Below are 14,531 nucleotides of genomic sequence, written 5' to 3' on the forward strand. Positions count from 1 at the left end.
GGCGCGATGAGCGCCGGCTTTTTTGTTTGCGACACCGCAATCCACAAATACCGTGTCATCACCCGCGAAAGCGGGTGATCCAGTATTCCAGAGACAGCAATGAGATACGGAGAAGCCGCGGCGTACTGGATGCCCCGCCTGCGCGGAGCATGACAGCGTTCTTCGTGACGACTTGCTTACCTACTTCTTCTTCCGTCCCTTCGGCTCGGGCGACAGCGCCTGCGGGTCGAAGCCGACATAGAAGACATAGGAATCGGCGACCGCGGCGGAGGGCGTCGGATAAGCCAGATCCTCGACGATGAAGGTGAAGGGCACGCTGCCGCCCTCCGACATCTCGACCGTCGTCCGGTAAGCCTTCGAGGCGATCACTTTCTCGCCGACGCCGCCCTGCACCACCGCGACACGCAAAGGCACCTCGACGGTGGCGGGCGCGCCGGCGGGACCGGCGATCACGCGGCCCTGGATTCCGATCCGGGCCGTGATGCCGACACTGCTGCGGGAACATTCGCGCGCCATCTTGGTGATCGAGGCCTGGAAGCGGATCTCGTTGCCGACGGCCGGCTTGCCGGCCGCCCCGACCGCGTAGGTTGATGCGCCCGCGCGCACCGTCACCTGCGGGCAATCGACCTCGTCTTCCGCCGGCTGGCCAGGCGCGGGCGCGGGCTTGGGCGGGGCCGGCTCATCCGACTTGCCGCCGAACAGGCTCTTGAAGCGGTCAGTCAAGGACTGGGCGGCCACCGGCGAAACCGCCGCGAACGACATCGACAAGACAAGCGCGATCGCCGTCCCCCGCCGCAGCACATTCCGCGATGACCGAAGCTGCTTCACCATCAAAGCCCGTACTCCAATGACAATTGTCCGGCCGATCGTGGGCCGGGGCATGCGGGTTATATCGTCAAAATCGGCGAACCCAAGGCAGCAAAAAGGGGGACTTGGCAGGGGACTTGGCCAAAGGACTTGGGCAAGGGATTTGGCCACATGATCGAGCGGCTCAGCCGCGGAAATCCTCATGCAGCAGGCCGAACAGCAAATGGTCCTGCCAGACCCCATTGATGCAGAGATAGCGGCGCGCCAAGCCCTCACGGGAGAAACCGCACTTCTCCAGCACCCGGATCGACGGCGCATTGGTGGGGATGCAGGCGGCCTCGACCCGGTGCAGATTGAGCTCGCCGAACAGCGTCGGCAGCAGCACCCGCAGTGCAGCCGTCATGTAGCCGCGATGGGCATGGGGTTGGCCGACCCAATAGCCGATGGTGCCGGCCTGCACGATGCCGCGCCGGACATTGGCCAGCGTGATGCCGCCGACCATGGCGCCATCAAGCTCGCGGAAGATCAGAAAGGGATAGGAACGGTCCGCGGCAATGTCCTCGGAATAGCGGCGCAGGCGGCGGCGGAAGCCGGATCGGGTGAGATCGTCAGACGGCCAGATCGGCTCCCAGGGCGTCAGATAATCGCGGCTGGTTTCGCGCAAATGCGCCCATTGCAGGAAGTCCGACATCTGCGGCGCGCGCAGCAACAGCCCGTTACCGCGCGGCGCGAGGGCGGCGGGTCCACTGGACGGCAGGCGAAAGAGGGCCATGGTGATGCTTCCCGGGGCAGCTCAGCCCGCGCGCGGCTCCTAATGCAGCCGCGCCTTGGCACGTGCCCGCGTCAATCCTTCCGCAAAAGACACCGCCGTGTCCAGACCCCTGCCACTGCCTAATGCGACAACGGCAGGCCGGCTCCGCGACAGCAGCGCACGCGCCGCGTCCCGGGTCGATTCGACGCTGACGGCGTCGATCCGGCCCACCAGCTCCTCGACCGTCTGCGGCCGGCCATAGGCCAGCACGTGGCGCGCCAGCTGCTCGGCACGCGACGAGCAGCTCTCCAGCGCCATCAGGAGCCCTGCCTTCATCTGCGCCTTGGCCCGCGCGATCTCGGCCTCGGTCAGCGTCTCCACCGACTCATTCATGATGTCGACCACGACCTCCATCATCTCCGGCGCGTCGGCCGGATCGGTGCCGGTGTAGAGGCCGAAGAAGCCGGTGTCGGTATAGGGCGCGTGGAACGAATAGATCGAGTAGCAGAGGCCGCGCTTCTCGCGCACCTCCTGGAACAGGCGCGACGACATTCCGCCGCCGAGGATGTTGGTGAAGACCTGGAGCGAGAACAGCGACAGATCGTTCTGCGGCACGCCTTCCAGCGCCAGCGTCAGATGCGCCTGCTCCAACTCGCGATGCACCACCTTGGCGCCGCCCTTGCCGAACTGAGCGGTTTGCGGCTTCGGGCCCGGCGTCCCCTCGAAACTCGCAAAGCGCTTCTCGACCTCGGCAACGACTTGGCTGTGATCGACCGCGCCTGCGGCCGCCACCACCATGTCGGGCCCGCGATAATGCGTCGAGAGGTAGCCGCGCAGCATGTCACGGTTGAAGGCGCGCAGCGTCTTGGCCGTGCCGAGCAGCGAGCGGCCCATCGGCTGATCGGGATAGCAGAGCTCGTTGAGATGCTCGAACACGACGTCATCGGGCGTATCCTGCGCGGCACCGATCTCCTGCACGATGACGTTCTTCTCGCGCTCCAGCTCGTCGGGCTCGAAGGCCGGATTGGCGAGGATGTCGGCGAGCACGTCGAGCGCGAGCGGCACGTCGGCCTTGAGCACCCGCGCGTAATAGGACGTAGTCTCGGTCGAGGTGCCGGCATTGAGGTCGCCGCCGACCGCCTCGATCTCCTCGACGATCTCGCGCGAGGAGCGCTTCGTCGTGCCCTTGAACGCCATGTGCTCGAGCAGATGCGAGATGCCGTGCTCGTTCGGCTTCTCGTCGCGTCCGCCGACGCCGGCCCAGACGCCGAGCGCCGCGGTCTCGAGATGGGGCATCTTGTCGGTGACGACGGTCAGGCCGGAGGCAAGCTTGGAAATCTCGACGCTCATCCGGCAACTCCCTGCTTTGCGGCGCGGCTGACCGACAGCACGAACCGCTCGACCTCGGCCTGATCGTTCTTCATCACCTTCATGTGTTCGGATTTGGTCATCAATCCGTCGAGCCAGGCCGGCAGTTGCGGCCGCTGGCCGCAGGCCGCTTCGACGGCGTCGGGGAATTTGGCCGGATGCGCGGTGGAGAGCACGATGCTTGGCACCCTCGTGTCGGTGGTGTCGCGATCGGCGACAGCGAGCGCCACCGCCGTATGGGGATCGACCAGCTCGCCTGCCTCACGCCAGCCGGCGCGGATCGCAGCCGCGGTCTCGGTCTCGTCAGCGCGGCCGGCGTCGAACTCCTCGCGGATCGCGGCCAGCGTTGCGTCCGGCAGCACGAAACGTCCTGACTGCTTCAGCGAATCCATCAGGCGGCGCACGCCGGCTGCATCGCGCTTGCCGGCCTCGAACAGCAGCCGTTCGAAATTCGAGGAGATCTGGATGTCCATCGACGGCGACGCCGTCGCGTGCACCTCGCGCACCTCATAGATCCCCGTCTTCAGCGTGCGCGCCAGGATGTCGTTGACGTTGGCGGCGATGCGCAGGGTCCGCACCGGCAGCCCCATGCGCTTGGCGACGTAGCCGGCGAAGATGTCGCCGAAATTGCCGGTCGGCACGACGAAATCCACCGCGCGCGCCGGCGCACCGACGGCGACGGCGGAGGTGAAATAGTAGACCACCTGGGCGACGATGCGCGCCCAGTTGATGGAGTTGACGCCGGAGAGCGAGGTCGCATCGCGGAAGCGATGGTTGTTGAACATCCCCTTCACGAGCGCCTGGCAGTCGTCGAAATTGCCCTCGATGGCGAGCGCATGGACATTGGCCGCGCCCGTCGACGTCATCATTCGCCGCTGCACCTCGGAGATGCGGCCGTGCGGGAACAGCACGATGAGATCCACGTTCTCGAGGCCGGCGAAGGCTTCGACCGCAGCGCCGCCGGTATCGCCTGAGGTGGCGACCACGATGGTGGTGCGCTGGCCGCGCTTGGCGAGCACATGGTCCATCAGCCGCGAGATCAGCTGCATCGCCACGTCCTTGAAGGCGAGCGTCGGGCCGTGAAACAGCTCCAGCACGAACTGGTGCGGCGACATCTGGCGCAGCGGCACCACCGCCGGATGGCGGAAGGTGGCATAGGCCTCGTTCGCCATGCGGCCAAGCTCGGCGTCCGAAATCTCGTCGCCGGCGAACGGACGGATCACGTCGACCGCGACCTCCCAATAGGGGCGGCCGAAGAAGCCGGCGATGGTTTCATTGGAGAGCTGGGGCCAGATGGTCGGCACATACAGGCCGCCGTCGCGCGCAAGCCCGGTCAGCATCACGTCGCAGAAGCCGAGTTCGGGGGCCTCGCCCCGGGTCGAGATATAACGAGTCAAACTGCCCTCCAAAGGCCGACCGGGCTTACGACCGCTCGTTAAGCCTTTGATTTTACGAAATTACTTGTTAACAGCCAGAAGCTTTGCGCCACCATAAAGTGTTTTGCGGCATCAGGAAACCGCTTCCCGCCGGCACCCCTGCCCAGCAAAAAAGGCTGCGGCGATGCCGCAGCCCTCTCTTGGAAGGTCTGTCGTTGATATGTGCAGACCGGTTTGCCTCTGGGGTCGCCGCTCCCGCTGAAACTTGTCCGGCAACCTTTCGCCGTCAGTCACGAAATCGTCAAGGGCGAAAACGACGAGCGCGGGAAGATGTTCCTATTTTTCCCGACATGCCCAAGCTTTTGCGAGCGCGCTCCAGCCAACCGTCGTGAAGAATTGCCATTTTATCCCGACAATTGCGGGGATCCGGAACGAATGCCACCTCGACCCATTGTGTCCGCGGATGGGTGTCGGCGGTGTCCATGCATTGCCCGGCTGCACGCCGGCACCAATCCGTCTCGCCGAACCGGCTGCATCCTGGAGCAGCCGGTTCGGTGCCGGGCCCCCGGGCCCTCAATTCATGCCGATTTCAACCGCGATCCTGATCAGGTCGGAATGGTTCTTGGCTCCCAGCTTCTGCTTGAGCAGGGACGTGGTGTTGGCGACGGTCTTGTAGGAGATGCCGAGCGCCTCGGCGACTTCCACGATCTTGTCGCCGCGTCCGAGCAGGCGGAGAATTTCGAGCTCCCGCGGCGTCATCTGCGAAGCCGGGTTGGCCTTGATCGCCGCGCCGGAAAACGTCACGGCTTCCGCGAGTTGCGGTGAGATGTAATTGTCGCCCGCGATCACCTTGCGCACCGCTTTCAGCAGGATCCTGGGATCATCGCCCTTGGAGACATAGCCCTGCGCCCCAAGCTCGACCGCCCGCACCACGAAGGCCGGATCGTCGTTCATGCTGAACATGATGATCTTGGCGTCGGGATCGTCCTTGCGGATGCGTCGCATCAGCTCGAAGCCGGAGACATCGGGCAGGCTGATGTCGATCACGGTGACGTCGGGCCGCTTGCTGACATAGGCGCGATGGCCGGATTTGGCGTCGGTCGCCTCGTCGATACGGATCGAATGGTCCGAAGCGAACAGGGTGCGGCAACCGGACAGCACCACGGGGTGGTCATCGACAATCAGGACCCTGGTCGCCGGCTTGGCGGTATCTTGCATCGCGCACTCTCTTGTTTTTCGACTCATAGACCGGCGGGAACAAATGGAAAGAGTAAATCCCGCCGATGCGCGTTAGAATTGACCTAATGTGGCAACGACTCTCGTTCAGAACGCAACTGTTTCTTCCACTTGGGGCGAGCTTTCTCGCAGCGCTGATCCTTGGCGGCGTGCTGCTCCAGATCTTCGCGGCCGGTCAGCTCGCCGACGAGAACGAGCCCGCACGACGTTCGACCCGGACGATCGCGGCCGCACTCAACAACACTCTGCGCGCGTCGGACGACCCGCGGAAGACGCTTGACGCCTTTGTTCAATCCTTGACCACCTCCTCGGACATCCAATTCCGTTCCGCGGAAGCCCCTCCTGCGGAGCCACCAAAGGACGGCCTTCACAACCTGCAAGGGATTCCGCAGTGGTTTGTCAACCTGCTCATGGTACCGGACATGGACGCCGCAACCCCGGTGCTGATCGATGGCAGACGTGTCGGCGATATCGTGTTCCTGCCGGACCTGTCGGCCGACCTGTTCGAGAAGTGGATCGGCTTCCTGGCGCTGACCGGCCTCGTCGCCGTGCTGACCGTGCTCACCGGAATCATCGCTTACGTCTTCGCGGGATCGGCACTGCGTCCCCTGCAGCATCTCGGCCAAGGCCTCACACGGATGCGGCGCGGCGACTACGCAAAGCCGATCCCGGTCGGAGGCCCGCCGGAGATCCGGCAGAGCTGTGCGGAAGCAAATGCGCTGGCTGCGACGCTGGCGCAATTGAGCCAGGACAATCGCGATCTGATGCACCGCCTGGTGTCGCTCCAGGACGACGAGCGGCGCGATCTCGCCCGCGAGTTGCACGACGAGCTCGGACCGCTGCTGTTCAGCATCCGCGCCGGCACGATCGCGCTGGTCGACGCCTCGCCGCAGGTGGGAAATCTCGGCAAATCAGCCCAGGATGTGCTGCAATCGGTCGAGGCGCTCCAGCAGACCAACCGCCGCATCCTCGATCGGTTGCGGCCGCTCTACATTCAGGAGCTTGGCCTTTCGACCAGCGTGCAGACGCTGCTCCAGAACTTTCGCAAGCAGGCACCGCATATCGTCCTGACGGAGACGATCGATCCGGGTCTCAACGTGATCGCCGGGCCGCTGGCCCAGACCGTCTATCGCGTGATCCAGGAGGCGCTGACCAACGTGCTGCGCCACGCCAAGGCCGGCAACGCCCATGCCCAGGCGACCGTCACCGGCGAGGCGCTCATCATCGAGATCTCCGACGACGGCGACGGCTTTCCCGAGGGCAACGTTTTCGGCCGCGGTCTGACCGGCATGCATGAACGCGTGCGCGCGCTCAGCGGATCGCTGTCACTGTTGCGCGTGGATGGGCGAACTTATGTACGCTGCCGGCTTCCGACCGAGCCGGCACGCCAGGCGCCGGTCCAGCCCATTGGATGAGCTGACCTTGTCGGAGACCCACTGCGCACTTTGCGCCAACGCGGCCCTTCGGGTCCGCATCATGCCCTAACAGGCGCAGCCATGATGCGCGTCCTGTTGCGCCGGCTCGCACAACGTGCTGCGGATCTTGCCTTCCGGGCTGAAGCGAAACGAGGCGTGAATGCGTAGCGCGCCGGCGACGGAATATTCGACATCGACGCCATGGGGCGCGGGATGGATCTCCTCCAGCCCGAAACCTGCCAACGAGAAGGCACTGAGGCGCGGCTGCCAATAGGCCTCGAGCTCGCTGCGGCCGCGATAGCGCTGCGCGCCGTTGCACGTGCATTCGACCTGGGCGTCGTCCGCATAGAGGTCGAGCAACGTCGAGAGGTCGCCCTTCCGGCAGGCGTCCACCCAATCGACGACAATTCCCATCTGGTCGAAATCGCTCACGCCGCAATCCCTGTCTGCCGCGGAAACTCACCGGCGGCTTAGGACCACACTCGTGAATGCGCGCTGAATAATAAACCCCGGACGATACCGGGTTCCCTCAGAGTATCTACGGTCGAGCTCAGCTCTGCCGCCGGCCTCTTGCCCACACCGCGAAGGCGATCAGCACGGCGCCTGCGAGCAGGAACCAGGTGATGGCGTATTGCAGGTGATCGTCCTTCAGATGCACGTCGAGCGGCCCCGGGCGCGGGATGCCGTTCTCGGGCACCGGTTGCTCGAGGTCGACATAGAACGGCGCAACCGCGCCCCAGCCGAGCGCGCCTGCGATGGCCGGATGATCGCGCACGAACCAGAGCCGCTTGTCGCGGTTCTCCGCCGGCGTCAGCCAGCCTGGCGGCTCGGGAAAGCGCAGGTAACCGGTGAGCGCGACCGGCTGCCCGGTGACGAGCTTCTTCACCGCGCGATCCTCGACGCTGCGGTCCTGCATCGTGTTCTCGACGAAGCCCGCATCGATCACGACCGTCTCGCCGCTGGGCAGCCGCGCCGGCAGGAACGCCCAGGTGCCGGGGCCGGAGGCGTCCTTGCGCACTGCCGAGCCCGACGAATAGATCATCGCATCCGGCAGGGCTGCGTAGGTCGCGGTGAAGCTGACGCGGCGGAATTCGTCGCGCGCGGGATCGAGTGCAGCCCATTGCGAAGATGGCGGCAGCACGATGGGCACCTCTGCAAGGCGCTCGGTGAGCGCCGCGACCAGCGCGTGCTTGGCGGTCCGGCGCTGCAATTGCCAGAGGCCGAGCGCGATGAAGACGGCCGTGAGGAACAGCGTGAACAGCGCGAAGCCGGCCACGCGAGGCTTGCGCGCAGGCTGATTCATTTCGCGCGGTCGACCAACCGGCCCGGCGCCGCCTTGTGGTGGAATTGCAGCGCGATCAGCAGCGACTTCATCGCACGCAGCGGCAACAATGTGGTGGCCAGGATCAGCGGCAACCACAGCGCCGCATGCAGCCAGTATGGCGGCTGGTATTTGACCTCGACGATGAGCGCAGCCGCCACCACGATCCCGCCGGCCAGCATGATGATGAAGATCGCCGGCCCGTCGCCGGTATCGATGAAGGCATAGTCGAGACCGCAGCGGTCGCAGGCAGGCGCGAGCGTCAGGAAGCCCGCATAAAGCTTGCCCTGGCCGCAGCGCGGGCATCGGCAGGCAAGCCCGCGCAGCGCGCTTTGCAGGACGGTGGTTTCAGGCACGGACGGGCCGGTGCTGTCATTCATGATCGCGGACTCTATCACAGTTCCGCCGGAGCTTCCGGCGGCCTGAAAGCGAAAGGGCGGCCTTGCGGGCCGCCCTTGTTGATGATCTGCCGCGCGGGCTCAGTGCGCGCCGTGGGCCATGGTTTCGGCGCCGTGTCCCCAGACGTAGATGCAGAGGAACAGGAACAGCCAGACCACGTCGACGAAGTGCCAGTACCAGGCGGCGAACTCGAACCCGAGGTGCTGCGTCGGCGTGAAGTGGCCGGCATAGGCGCGGAACAGGCACACCAGCAGGAAGATGGTGCCGACCAGCACGTGGAAGCCGTGGAAGCCGGTCGCCATGAAGAAGGTCGCGCCATAGACGTTGCCGCCGAACGAGAACGCCGCATGGCTGTACTCATAGGCCTGCACGCAGGTGAAGAGCGCGCCGAGCACGACGGTGAGGATCAGGCCGTATTTCAGGCCCTGGCGGTCGTTCTCGAGCAGCGCATGGTGCGCCCAGGTCACGGTGGTGCCCGACGTCAGCAGGATCAGCGTGTTGAGGAGCGGCAGGTGCCAGGGATCGAAGGTCTCGATGCCCTTCGGCGGCCAAGTGCCGGGGACGGCGCAGGCGCCGGCCTGGGTGCCGAGGCCGCAGCCGAACACGGCATCGCGGGTGGCGTGGACGGCGTCGGCCGGAAACAGCGCGGCGTTGAAATAGGCCCAGAACCAGGCCACGAAGAACATCACCTCGGAGGCGATGAACAGGATCATGCCGTAGCGGTGATGCAGCTGCACGACGCGGGTGTGGTCGCCCTTGTACTGGGCTTCCTTGATCACGTCGCCCCACCAGCTCGCCATGGTGTAGAGCACGCCCACGGTGCCGACGCCGAACACGATCGGCGCGGCCGAGAACATGTGATGCATCCAGGCGATCGCGCCGACCGCCATGATGAAGGCCGAGAGCGAACCGACGGCCGGCCAGGGCGAGGGATCGACCAGGTGATAGTCGTGATGCTTGGTGTGCGCCGTAGCCATTTCGGTCTCTCTCCTCAATCCCGTGCCTGTCAGGCACTTATCCCCTTGTTTCCAACCGCCTGAGCGCGAGCCCGGCGATCAAAGATTTCCCTTGCGCTTGTCGCCTTCGCCCGATGCCAGCGGCTTCACCACGGGATCCTTCACCGGATAGAAGGTGTAGGACAGCGTGATCGTGTTCAGCCCGTCGTTCTCGTGATCGTCAGCGATCGAGGGATCGACGTAGAAGACAACAGGCATCTCGCGCTTCTCGCCGGGCGCCATGGTCTGCTCGGTGAAGCAGAAGCAGTTGATCTTCTGGAAATAGGAGCCGACAGTCAGCGGCGCGACATTGTAGGCGGCCTGCGCGGCGGTGGTGCGCGCGGCCTGGTTGGTCACGGTGTAGAAGACGGTCACGACCTGGCCGATATTGACCTCGATCTCGCTCTGCTCCGGCTCGAACTTCCAGGGCAGGCCCGGCGCGACGTTGGAATCGAAGCGCACCGAGATTTTCCGCGCGATCGGGCCGGTGGCCGGCGCGGAGGTCGCGACCTGGGTCGTGCCGTTGAAGCCGGTGGCGCGGCAGAACCAGTTGTAGAACGGCACCGCCGCGTAGGAGGCACCGACCATCAACGCGACCACGCCGCCGCAGATAGAAGCAACCACCACATCGCGGCCCAGCCCGCGGCCCTTGGTCGGCTCACGCTTGGCCGGCTTGGCGCTGACATCCTGCGATATGGTGGGATCGTGATCCATGTTTCCTACATCGGCCGCACGAGGACTGCCGGCCCCTTGACCATGGTGACGGCGAAGAACAGCACCACGAGCACGCCGAGCGCGAGCGCGATCGCAATCGAACGCTGACGACGGCTCTTCTTCTGCGCCTCGGTGAGGACGATTCCATCTGGCTCGGGTTTGTCGACCATCCCTGCGATCATGCGCCCCCTACCAGCGGAGCAACTGCCCGGAACACGACCTCGGCCAGCAGGGTCGCGAACAGCACGAACAGATAGAGGATCGAGAAGGCGAACAGCTTGCGGGTCGCGCGCAGCGACGCAGCTCGCTCGCGGCGCAGATAGACGTTGATCGCGAGCACCAGCATGCCGGCGCCAAGGATCAGCGAGACGATGCCGTAGATCGCGTCGAAATAGCCGAGCGCCCAGGGCGCGGCGGCGACCGCGATCAGCACGATGGTGTAGAGCAGGATCTGGAGCCGCGTCGCGTCGGGACCGGCGACATTGGGCAGCATCGGAATGCCGGCGCGCGCGTAATCGTCGGAGCGGAACAGCGCCAGCGCCCAGAAGTGCGGCGGGGTCCAGAAAAAGATGATGGCGAACAGCAGCAGCGGCTCGACGTCAACCGTGCCGGTCACCGCAGCCCAGGCCACCACCGGCGGCAGCGCACCGGCGGCGCCGCCGATCACGATGTTCTGCGCGGTCCAGCGCTTCAGCCACATCGTGTAGATCACGACGTAGAAGAAGATGGTGAAGGCGAGCAGCGCGCCGGCGATCCAGTTGACGAGGATGCCGAGCGTCATCACCGAGAAGAAGGACAGTGTCAGGCCGAACGCCATGGCTTCAGGGCGGGTGATGCGGCCGCGCGGAATCGGCCGGTTCGCCGTGCGCGACATCTTGGAGTCGATATCGCCTTCCAGCGCCATGTTGAGCGCGCCGGAGGCACCGGCACCGACGGCGATGCAGAGCAGCGAGGTGATGGCCAGCACCCAGTGGAAATGCCCGGGCGCCATCGCCATCCCGACCAGCGCGGTGAAGATCACCAGCGACATCACCCGCGGCTTCAAGAGCGCGATGTAGTCGCCCACCTCCGCCTCGGAGATGCGGGGATTGATGTCGATGGCGTTGTGGTCGAGGACGGACACTTAATTCAACTCGCTTGGTTATAGAGCCGCGGCGCCCGTCACGGGCGCCGCGGGAGATCGATCACTGCACGCGGGGCAGCACTTCGAACTGATGGAAGGGCGGCGGCGAGGGCAAGGTCCACTCCAGCGTGGTCGCACCTGCACCCCACGGATTGTCGCCAGCCGGCACCTTCTTCATGAAGGCGTCGAGCACGCAGTAGAGGAAGATCAGCACGCCGAAGCCGGAGATGTAGGAGCCGACCGACGAGACCAGGTTCCAGCCCGCGAACGCGTCGGGATAGTCGACATAGCGGCGCGGCATGCCCGACAGGCCGAGGAAGTGCTGCGGGAAGAACACCAGGTTGACGCCGATGAAGGTGACCCAGAAGTGCGCCTTCGCGAGCGTCTCGCTGTACATGTAGCCCGACATCTTCGGGAACCAGTAGTACCAGCCGGCGAAGATTCCGAACACCGCGCCAAGCGACAGCACGTAGTGGAAGTGGGCGACGACGTAATAGGTCTCCTGCAGCACGCGGTCGACGCCGGCATTCGCCAGCACGACGCCGGTGACGCCGCCGACCGTGAACAGGAAGATGAAGCCCACCGCCCAGATCATCGGGGCCCGGAATTCGATCGAGCCGCCCCACATCGTGGCGATCCACGAGAAGATCTTCACGCCCGTCGGAACCGCGATCACCATCGTCGCGGCGACGAAATAGGCCTGCGTCGCGCTGGACATGCCGACCGTGTACATGTGGTGCGCCCACACCACGAAGCCGATGCCGCCGATCGCGACCATGGCGTAGGCCATGCCGAGATAGCCGAACACGGGCTTGCGCGAGAAGGTGGAGATGATCTGGCTGACCATGCCGAAAGCCGGCAGGATCAGGATGTACACTTCGGGGTGGCCGAAGAACCAGAACAGATGCTGGAACAGCACGGGGTCGCCGCCGCCTTCGGGGTTGAAGAACGTCGTGTGGAAGTTGCGGTCGGTGAGCAGCATGGTGATCGCACCGGCAAGCACCGGCAGCGACAACAGCAGCAGGAACACCGTCACCAGGATCGACCACACGAACAGCGGCATCTTGTGCAGGGTCATGCCCGGCGCGCGCATGTTGAAGATCGTGGTGATGAAGTTGATGGCGCCGAGGATCGAGGAGGCGCCCGCCAGATGCAGCGACAGGATCGCGAAGTCGACGGCCGGGCCCGGATGGCCCGAGCTCGACAGCGGCACGTACATGGTCCAGCCGGCGCCGACACCGTTGGCACCCGGCTCGCCCTCGACGAAGGTCGACATCAGGAGCAGGGCGAAGGAGGCCGGCAGCAGCCAGAACGAGATGTTGTTCATGCGCGGGAACGCCATGTCGGGCGCGCCGATCATCAGCGGCACGAACCAGTTGCCGAAGCCGCCGATCATCGCGGGCATGACCATGAAGAAGATCATGATCAGGCCGTGAGAGGTCACGAACACGTTATAGGTGTGCGTCTCATGGAAGATCTGCACGCCCGGATACATCAGCTCGGCACGGATCGCGATCGACATCGCGGCGCCGATGACGCCGGCGATGACCGCGAAGATCAGGTACATCGTGCCGATGTCCTTGTGGTTGGTCGAATAGACGTAGCGGCGCCATCCGGTCGGATGGGCATGCTCGTCATGTCCGTGGGCGTGATCGCCGTGTGCCGCTGCGCTCGTTGCCATTTTCAAATCCTGCCTTGCGTCCCAATCGGACCTCTGGAGGTCCCGCCCTTATGTCGCTTTCAGTCCCTTAGAGCCGTCACCCGACGCTTACTGCGTCGGGCCGGCCGCGGAGGCGTAGGTGCTGGTGCCGCCGCTCGCAAACTTCTTCTTTGCCGTCTCGACCCAGGAGGCGAACTCCTGGTCATTCACGACGCGAATCGCGATCGGCATGAAGGCGTGGTCCTTGCCGCAGAGCTCCGAGCACTGGCCGTAGAACATGCCGGTCTTGGTCGCCTTGAACCAGGTTTCGTTCAGCCGGCCCGGAATGGCATCGATCTTGACGCCGAAAGCCGGCAGCGCGAAGGCGTGGATGACGTCGGCGCCGGTGACCTGGACACGAATCACCTTGTTGACGGGCACCACCATCTCGTTGTCGACGCCGAGCAGGCGGGGCTGCTTGTCCTGCGCCATCAGCGAGTCGAACTCGAACTTGCCGTTGTCCGGGTAGGCATAGGACCAGTACCACTGCTTGCCGGTCGCCTTGATGGTGATATCCGCCTTCGGCACGTCGAGCTCGAGGAACAGAAGCCGGAACGACGGCACCGAGATGCCGACCAGGATCAGCACCGGAACCAGCGTCCATGCCACCTCGATCAGCGTGTTGTGGGTGGTCCGCGACGGCACCGGATTGGCCCGCGCGTTGAACTTGACGACCACGACCACGAGCAGCGCCAGGACGAACAGCGTGATCAGCGTGATCAGCACGAACAGGAAGTTGTGGAACCAGACGATGTTGTCCATCACCGGGGAGCCGGACTCCTGAAGCGTCCATTCCCAGGGCTTCGGCTGCCCGAGCTCGGCAAATGCCGCACCGCCCGTCGCCAGCGTCAGACCCGCCACGGCCAATCCCAGCAAGTGCCGGCCCACCGGGCCCATCGACATCCTCATGCCGTTCGCGCTCCCCTTACGAAATCACCCCAAGTGCGCTCCCCCTGTTTGCGGGAAACGCTTATTCGATCCGCCCGCCTGACAAACCGCCGCGCAAGAATACCTCTAAGAGGAATTGGGGCCAGATCGCTAGAACGCCGAAATCAAGCCTCTCAAACCATAATTTTTGATCTATCGCAATGCAGTCTTGAGCCCCGTCTGCCAGCGATCACCCGCAAGATATTTCCTAGTAAGATCAGACAAAAATACCGTTTGCCGGGATGCTGCCGCTTGACAGCGGAATTGCCCGCGGTAGGCACTGACAGATGGCCGCGCAGGAACCTGATTCGTGCGGGCGGCGGCGGCGCGAGGCGGCGTGGAATTTGCTTGGGAATCGCCTTCAAGGCGCCGTCATTCCCGTATCAGTCCGCCAGATTAG

15 protein-coding genes are annotated in these 14,531 nt (G+C 64.8%); 1 reads left to right on the top strand and 14 read right to left on the bottom strand.

Annotated features, from left to right (window positions below; all coding sequences use genetic code 11):
- Nucleotides 1-180: 180 nt before the first annotated feature.
- The 5 genes from BM190_RS14880 to BM190_RS14900 form a co-directional block, all read right to left on the bottom strand.
- The gene (locus BM190_RS14880) at nt 181-831 is read right to left on the bottom strand and encodes a hypothetical protein (RefSeq protein ID WP_018316342.1); all 651 of its coding nucleotides are present in this window, start codon (nt 829-831) and stop codon (nt 181-183) included.
- Between the two features lie 160 nt (nt 832-991).
- Complete coding sequence (locus BM190_RS14885) at nt 992-1,579, bottom strand: GNAT family N-acetyltransferase (RefSeq protein WP_018316343.1); 588 nt, start codon at nt 1,577-1,579, stop codon at nt 992-994.
- Between the two features lie 39 nt (nt 1,580-1,618).
- On the bottom strand, nt 1,619-2,908 hold the full coding sequence (locus tag BM190_RS14890; RefSeq protein WP_092255813.1) for a M16 family metallopeptidase: 1,290 nt from the start codon (nt 2,906-2,908) through the stop codon (nt 1,619-1,621).
- Nucleotides 2,905-4,323, bottom strand: coding sequence for a threonine synthase (gene thrC, locus BM190_RS14895; protein ID WP_177237080.1), 1,419 nt, complete (start codon nt 4,321-4,323; stop codon nt 2,905-2,907). The genes BM190_RS14890 and thrC overlap by 4 nt, the downstream gene beginning before the upstream one ends.
- Before the next feature lie 552 nt (nt 4,324-4,875).
- On the bottom strand, nt 4,876-5,520 hold the full coding sequence (locus tag BM190_RS14900) for a response regulator transcription factor (protein WP_018316346.1): 645 nt from the start codon (nt 5,518-5,520) through the stop codon (nt 4,876-4,878).
- Between the two features lie 86 nt (nt 5,521-5,606).
- Between BM190_RS14900 and BM190_RS14905 the strand changes: the two genes are divergently transcribed.
- Nucleotides 5,607-6,953, top strand: coding sequence for a histidine kinase (locus BM190_RS14905; RefSeq protein ID WP_092255818.1), 1,347 nt, complete (start codon nt 5,607-5,609; stop codon nt 6,951-6,953).
- A 66-nt stretch (nt 6,954-7,019) separates the two neighbouring features.
- Here the strand turns inward: BM190_RS14905 and BM190_RS14910 are convergent, their stop codons facing one another.
- The 9 genes from BM190_RS14910 to coxB form a co-directional block, all read right to left on the bottom strand.
- Nucleotides 7,020-7,385, bottom strand: a complete 366-nt coding sequence (locus tag BM190_RS14910) for a nuclear transport factor 2 family protein (RefSeq protein ID WP_092255821.1) — start codon at nt 7,383-7,385, stop codon at nt 7,020-7,022.
- Between the two features lie 118 nt (nt 7,386-7,503).
- Complete coding sequence (locus BM190_RS14915) at nt 7,504-8,256, bottom strand: SURF1 family protein (protein ID WP_092255823.1); 753 nt, start codon at nt 8,254-8,256, stop codon at nt 7,504-7,506.
- The gene (locus BM190_RS14920; protein WP_018316350.1) at nt 8,253-8,654 is read right to left on the bottom strand and encodes a DUF983 domain-containing protein; all 402 of its coding nucleotides are present in this window, start codon (nt 8,652-8,654) and stop codon (nt 8,253-8,255) included. Before BM190_RS14920 ends, BM190_RS14915 begins: the two co-directional genes overlap by 4 nt.
- 99 nt (nt 8,655-8,753) lie before the next feature.
- Nucleotides 8,754-9,650 carry a cytochrome c oxidase subunit 3 gene (locus BM190_RS14925; RefSeq protein WP_092255826.1) on the bottom strand — a complete coding sequence of 299 codons (897 nt, stop codon included), beginning with the start codon at nt 9,648-9,650 and terminating at the stop codon, nt 8,754-8,756.
- Nucleotides 9,651-9,728: 78 nt separating this feature from the next.
- Nucleotides 9,729-10,382, bottom strand: a complete 654-nt coding sequence (locus BM190_RS14930) for a cytochrome c oxidase assembly protein (protein ID WP_018316352.1) — start codon at nt 10,380-10,382, stop codon at nt 9,729-9,731.
- Between the two features lie 5 nt (nt 10,383-10,387).
- Nucleotides 10,388-10,564 (bottom strand): cytochrome c oxidase system small membrane protein, encoded by a 177-nt coding sequence (locus BM190_RS14935; RefSeq protein ID WP_018316353.1) that lies wholly within the window; start codon nt 10,562-10,564, stop codon nt 10,388-10,390.
- Entirely contained in the window at nt 10,561-11,505 is a 945-nt protein-coding gene (locus BM190_RS14940) for a heme o synthase (RefSeq protein WP_092255829.1), read from the bottom strand. Before BM190_RS14940 ends, BM190_RS14935 begins: the two co-directional genes overlap by 4 nt.
- Before the next feature lie 61 nt (nt 11,506-11,566).
- Nucleotides 11,567-13,186, bottom strand: coding sequence for a cytochrome c oxidase subunit I (ctaD, locus tag BM190_RS14945; protein WP_018316355.1), 1,620 nt, complete (start codon nt 13,184-13,186; stop codon nt 11,567-11,569).
- Between the two features lie 87 nt (nt 13,187-13,273).
- A complete protein-coding gene (coxB, locus tag BM190_RS14950; protein WP_018316356.1) occupies nt 13,274-14,113 on the bottom strand; it encodes a cytochrome c oxidase subunit II in 840 nt (279 codons plus the stop codon).
- Nucleotides 14,114-14,531 lie beyond the last annotated feature (418 nt).

Origin of the sequence: Bradyrhizobium sp. Rc3b (assembly GCF_900114915.1) — a bacterium.
Lineage (GTDB): Bacteria > Pseudomonadota > Alphaproteobacteria > Rhizobiales > Xanthobacteraceae > Bradyrhizobium.

Excerpts from the sequence above, each read along its gene's own strand:
- BM190_RS14915 (WP_092255823.1), bottom strand. The coding sequence starts at position 8,256 with ATGAATCAGCCTGCGCGCAAGCCTCGCGTGGCCGGCTTCGCGCTGTTC.
- BM190_RS14885 (WP_018316343.1), bottom strand. The coding sequence starts at position 1,579 with ATGGCCCTCTTTCGCCTGCCGTCCAGTGGACCCGCCGCCCTCGCGCCG.
- coxB (WP_018316356.1), bottom strand. The coding sequence starts at position 14,113 with ATGAGGATGTCGATGGGCCCGGTGGGCCGGCACTTGCTGGGATTGGCC.
- BM190_RS14905 (WP_092255818.1), top strand. The coding sequence starts at position 5,607 with ATGTGGCAACGACTCTCGTTCAGAACGCAACTGTTTCTTCCACTTGGG.
- BM190_RS14890 (WP_092255813.1), bottom strand. The coding sequence starts at position 2,908 with ATGAGCGTCGAGATTTCCAAGCTTGCCTCCGGCCTGACCGTCGTCACC.
- BM190_RS14900 (WP_018316346.1), bottom strand. The coding sequence starts at position 5,520 with ATGCAAGATACCGCCAAGCCGGCGACCAGGGTCCTGATTGTCGATGAC.
- BM190_RS14880 (WP_018316342.1), bottom strand. The coding sequence starts at position 831 with ATGGTGAAGCAGCTTCGGTCATCGCGGAATGTGCTGCGGCGGGGGACG.
- BM190_RS14925 (WP_092255826.1), bottom strand. The coding sequence starts at position 9,650 with ATGGCTACGGCGCACACCAAGCATCACGACTATCACCTGGTCGATCCC.
- BM190_RS14935 (WP_018316353.1), bottom strand. The coding sequence starts at position 10,564 with ATGATCGCAGGGATGGTCGACAAACCCGAGCCAGATGGAATCGTCCTC.
- BM190_RS14930 (WP_018316352.1), bottom strand. The coding sequence starts at position 10,382 with ATGGATCACGATCCCACCATATCGCAGGATGTCAGCGCCAAGCCGGCC.
- ctaD (WP_018316355.1), bottom strand. The coding sequence starts at position 13,186 with ATGGCAACGAGCGCAGCGGCACACGGCGATCACGCCCACGGACATGAC.
- BM190_RS14920 (WP_018316350.1), bottom strand. The coding sequence starts at position 8,654 with ATGAATGACAGCACCGGCCCGTCCGTGCCTGAAACCACCGTCCTGCAA.